We start from the raw sequence: 4,042 nt of genomic DNA, 5'->3' as shown, positions 1-4,042 counted from the left end.
GGAGTGTGAACTATGTTCCCGATAAAATATATTGACAATAATCTTGTCTGGAACAAGGACAATGAGGTGTTCGCTTACTATGAGCTGATACCGTACAACTATTCTTTTCTATCCGCAGAGCAGAAATTTATCGTGCATGACAGCTTTCGCCAGCTTATCGCACAGTCCCGTGAGGGTAAAATTCATGCCTTGCAGATTGCCACAGAAAGCTCAATCCGAAGTATGCAGGAGCAGTCAAAGAAACTGGTAACTGGAAAATTAAAGGAAGTTGCCTGCCAGAAAATAGACGAACAGACCGAAGCGTTAGTATCTATGATTGGGGACAATCAAGTGGACTACCGCTTTTTTCTTGGCTTTAAGCTCATGGTTACAGAAGAACAGCTCAATCTGAAGAACATCAAAAAATCGGCGTGGCTGACGTTCACAGAATTTCTCCATGAAGTGAACCATACGCTGATGAATGATTTTGTTTCCATGCCGAATGATGAAATCAACCGTTACATGAAAATGGAAAAGTTATTGGAAAATAAAATCTCCCGTCGTTTCAAGGTGCGCCGCTTGGAAATCAATGATTTTGGGGATCTCATGGAACATCTTTACGGCAGGGACGGGATCGCTTATGGAGATTATGAGTACCAGCTACCAAAGAAAAAATTGAACAAAGAAACGCTGATAAAATACTACGACCTTATCCGCCCGACAAGGTGCGTGATTGAGGAAAGCCAGCGGTATTTACGATTGGAACATGAGGGCAAGGAAAGCTATGTGTCCTATTCTACCGTCAATGCGATTGTAGGCGAGCTTGATTTTCCGTCAAGTGAAATCTTCTATTTCCAGCAACAGCAATTCACATTCCCCGTTGATACTTCCATGAATGTAGAAATCGTGGAGAACAGAAAGGCTCTTACCACAGTAAGAAATAAGAAAAAGGAATTGAAAGACCTTGATAATCACGCTTATCAAGCAGGAAGTGAAACCAGCTCAAATGTGGTGGACGCTTTAGACAGCGTGGACGAGCTGGAAACAGATTTAGACCAGACAAAAGAAAGTATGTATAAGCTCTCTTATGTAGTGCGTGTATCAGCTGATGATTTGGACGAATTAAAACGCCGTTGTGATGAAGTCAAAGACTTTTACGACGACCTCAATGTAAAGCTGGTGCGTCCTGCTGGGGATATGCTGGGGCTTCATTCTGAATTTTTACCTGCCAGCAAGCGATATATCAACGACTATGTGCAGTATGTAAAATCAGACTTTTTAGCTGGACTTGGTTTTGGTGCGACACAGCAGTTAGGAGAAACTACGGGTATCTATATGGGCTATTCCGTTGATACGGGAAGAAATGTGTACCTACAACCGTCTTTAGCTTCGCAGGGCATAAAAGGTACAGTTACAAATGCCCTTGCTTCTGCTTTTGTCGGTTCGCTTGGCGGTGGGAAGTCGTTCTGCAACAATCTTCTGGTGTATTATTCGGTGTTGTTTGGCGGTCAAGCAGTCATTTTAGACCCCAAAGCCGAGCGTGGCAACTGGAAAGAAACGCTCCCAGAGATAGCTCATGAAATCAATATCGTAAATCTTACCAGCGACAAGGACAATGCAGGACTTCTTGACCCGTTTGTGATTATGAAGAATGTAAAAGACGCTGAAAGTCTGGCAATCGACATCTTAACATTCCTTACGGGTATTTCCTCTAGGGACGGCGAAAAATTCCCCGTATTACGAAAAGCGGTTCGTTCCGTTACCCAGGGCGAAAAAAGAGGACTGTTACACGTTATTGAAGAATTGCGAAAGGAAGATACCGCTATCTCACGCAATATCGCAGACCATATCGACAGCTTCACGGTCTCCGACTTTGCACGCCTGCTGTTTTCAGACGGTACGGTGGAAAATGCTATCAGTCTGGATAACCAGCTCAATATCATTCAAGTAGCAGACTTAGTATTGCCAGATAAAGATACCACCTTTGAGGAATACACGACCATTGAATTGTTGTCGGTGTCTATGCTGATTGTCATTAGTACCTTTGCCCTCGACTTCATTCACAGCGATAGAAGCATTTTTAAGATTGTCGATTTGGACGAAGCGTGGGCGTTCTTAAATGTGGCACAAGGAGAAACGCTATCAAATAAACTGGTGCGAGCTGGACGAGCTATGCAGGCAGGCGTTTATTTCGTTACACAATCCTCTGGGGACGTGTCAAAAGAAAGTCTGAAAAATAATATCGGCTTGAAATTTGCCTTTCGCTCTACGGACATTAACGAGATAAAACAGACCTTAGAGTTTTTCGGTATCGACAAGGACGACGAGAACAACCAGAAACGGCTTCGTGATTTGGAGAACGGACAATGCTTATTACAGGACTTATACGGGCGTGTCGGTGTGGTGCAGATACACCCAGTCTTTGAAGAATTACTACACGCCTTTGATACCAGACCGCCCGTACAGAGAAATGAGGTGGAGTGATGAAAGAAAGGATAAAAGGTGCGTTCACAAAAAAGAAGATTTTCCACTTTCTCAAAATGGCTCTGTTCGTGGTGGCACTCTCCCTTATCCTGCTTTCACTTCTGGGGACGGTGGCTCATGCGACGGGGCTTGTGGACGATACCATAAACGCAGAAAATCTTTATTCAAAATATCCCCTTTCCAACTACCAGCTTGATTTTTATGTAGATAATAGCTGGTCGTGGCTTCCGTGGAACTGGCTGGACGGGATTGGAAAATCGGTACAGTACGGGCTTTACTGTATTACCAACTTTGTCTGGACGATAAGCCTTTATTTAAGCAATGCCACGGGCTATGTGGTGCAGGAAGCCTATAAACTTGATTTCATTAACGATATGGCAGACAGTATCGGAAAAAGCATACAGACTCTTGCAGGTGTAACACAGAACGGCTTTTCTTCTACGGGCTTCTATATCGGTTTTCTGCTTCTCATTATCTTAGTGGTGGGACTTTATGTTGCCTATACGGGACTGATAAAAAGAGAAACTAGCAAGGCACTTCACGCCGTTATCAACTTTGTGGTGGTATTCGTGTTGTCTGCTTCATTTATTGCCTACGCTCCCGATTACATCAAAAAGATAAATGAGTTTTCATCAGACATCAGTACCGCTTCTTTGGACTTGGGAACAAAAATCATGCTCCCCAACTCTGACAGTGAGGGCAAGGACAGCGTGGACTTGATACGGGACAGTTTATTTTCTATTCAAGTACAACAGCCGTGGCTACTTTTACAATTCGGAAACAGTAACGCAGAGGAAATCGGGACAGACCGTGTCGAAGCTCTCGTATCGGCAAGCCCAGAGGACGAGGACGGGAAAACCAGAGAGGAAGTCGTGAAAACAGAAATCGAGGACAACGACAACAACAATCTGACGATACCGCAGGTCGTGAACCGTTTAGGTATGGTGTTCTTCCTACTGTTCTTCAATTTAGGTATCACGATATTTGTATTCTTGCTTACGGGCATGATGTTGTTTAGCCAGATACTTTTTATTATCTTCGCTATGTTTTTGCCTATCAGCTTTTTACTTTCTATGATACCGAGCTATGAAAGCATGGCAAAGCAGGCAATCGTGAGGGTGTTTAATACCATAATGACAAGGGCAGGAATAACGCTCATTGTAACGGTGGCGTTCAGTATTTCCAGTATGTTTTACAACATTTCCACAGACTACCCGTTCTTTATGGTGGCGTTCTTGCAGATAGTATGTTTCGCAGGTATCTACATGAAGCTGGGCGACTTAATGAGTATGTTCTCTTTGAACGCTAATGACAGTCAAAGCATGGGACGCAGGATATTCCGCAGACCATATCTATACTTGGCACATAGGGCTAGGCGTATGGAAAGACAGCTTGCTGGTGCGGTTACTGCTGGCGGTGTTGCTGGTGCGGTGGCTGGTAGCACGATTTCAAACGGAAAAGCGACAAGGAACACAGCTACAAAAGACAGTCGGGGTAATACCACTTCCAGCATGGGACAACGTGCAGGCTCAAAGGTGGGTGCTGTCTTAGATACGAAAAATAAAGTGAAAGACAAGGC

General features: G+C 44.0%; 2 protein-coding genes. Both read left to right on the top strand.

From position 1 onward, the window contains the following. The first annotated feature begins 12 nt into the window (after positions 1-12). Positions 13-2,463 (top strand): ATP-binding protein, encoded by a 2,451-nt coding sequence (locus DWW13_RS17875; RefSeq protein ID WP_118720765.1) that lies wholly within the window; start codon positions 13-15, stop codon positions 2,461-2,463. After that, a partial coding sequence (locus DWW13_RS17870) for a CD3337/EF1877 family mobilome membrane protein (RefSeq protein ID WP_118720763.1) occupies positions 2,463-4,042 on the top strand: 1,580 nt, incomplete at its 3' end. The genes DWW13_RS17875 and DWW13_RS17870, both read left to right, overlap by 1 nt.

This window comes from Blautia sp. AF14-40 (assembly GCF_003479665.1).
GTDB classification, from domain to species: Bacteria; Bacillota; Clostridia; order Lachnospirales; family Lachnospiraceae; genus Fusicatenibacter; species Fusicatenibacter saccharivorans.
Note: the sequence above shows the minus strand (reverse complement) of the source record. Positions and strands in the feature narration are given on the sequence as shown.

Bases quoted from the DNA above. Each gene is read 5' to 3' on its own strand.
- DWW13_RS17875 (WP_118720765.1), top strand. From the start codon at position 13: ATGTTCCCGATAAAATATATTGACAATAATCTTGTCTGGAACAAGGAC.